Genomic DNA, 945 nt, shown 5'->3' with positions numbered 1-945 from the left:
TTGTAGAAGATCAAATGCTACCACACCTTGTGAATTCATTACGCGTTGCTCTTAATGCGCTTCAGAAGTACTTTTCAAAAAAGTAGATTTGAAAGAGATACTACCAGTCATACATATCATACATATATGGTATAGCAGTAATAACTAAGGCGGTCATTATTGCAAATAAAAGCGCAGGAATCCTTAACCTAAATCGCCAGAGTATGTTAATCGGAAGAGACATTATGGTGATTATTATAAAGCCTATTACGAACCATTCTATTATTTGTTTTTTTTTAGAATGATGTTTTAATAATTCATAATAGTCTTTTTCACTTATAGAAGCTAGTCTAATGTCATTTCCGAGTTCTTCTCTGAGTTTTTTAAACTTATTAAAATTATAATCCAATATTTCTTCTGAAATACAAGTAACAAAAGAAGATGGATTTCGTACATCACGCAAAACAGGAATTTGGCCATCTGGGCATAGTTTTAAATACCTATCTTCTGCTAATGATTGACTACTTATATGGCTAGTGAATAAGATACTTATTATTCCGAATAAGGCAATTTTCTTTAAATACGATAATAACATTAGATTTTATCTTGTTTTTCATTGTTGCATCTTCGCTTCATACAGATTCCCTTTGAAATTATCAATATGTGTTATTTTTATGTTGACAAAGTGTAGCAAATCGTATTTAATGATATTGCTGTACTTAGGCGTATTGTGTCTAGAGAGGGAAATGTACAGTTCAAAATCCCCGCATATGCGGGGTTTTTTATTATCTGGAGGGCGTATTTTATGACATCAGAAAATACAGAACAGGCTCCACAACCGATTAAAAAGCGTATACCACCAAAGGCAGGTCAAGGGCGTGTCAAAGGCGTTCCAAATAAAGTGACGCGCATTTTAAAAGAAGCAGTGGTTAAGGCTGCTGAGAATGCTGGGAATAAAATTGGCAA

At 33.5% G+C, this 945-nt stretch carries 1 protein-coding gene; it reads right to left on the bottom strand.

Translation table 11 applies throughout. The annotated features are described in order from the left end of the window. Positions 1-100 precede the first annotated feature (100 nt). Positions 101-574 (bottom strand): hypothetical protein, encoded by a 474-nt coding sequence (locus tag ACFIM1_RS09320; RefSeq protein WP_375694690.1) that lies wholly within the window; start codon positions 572-574, stop codon positions 101-103. Between the last annotated feature and the right edge of the window lie 371 nt (positions 575-945).

The sequence above is a fragment of the Bartonella sp. AC158YNML genome (assembly GCF_042196725.1).
In the GTDB taxonomy this organism is placed as follows: Bacteria; Pseudomonadota; Alphaproteobacteria; order Rhizobiales; family Rhizobiaceae; genus Bartonella.
Note: the sequence above shows the minus strand (reverse complement) of the source record. Positions and strands in the feature narration are given on the sequence as shown.

Coding starts and splice junctions, on each gene's coding strand:
- ACFIM1_RS09320 (WP_375694690.1), bottom strand. CDS start 574: ATGTTATTATCGTATTTAAAGAAAATTGCCTTATTCGGAATAATAAGT.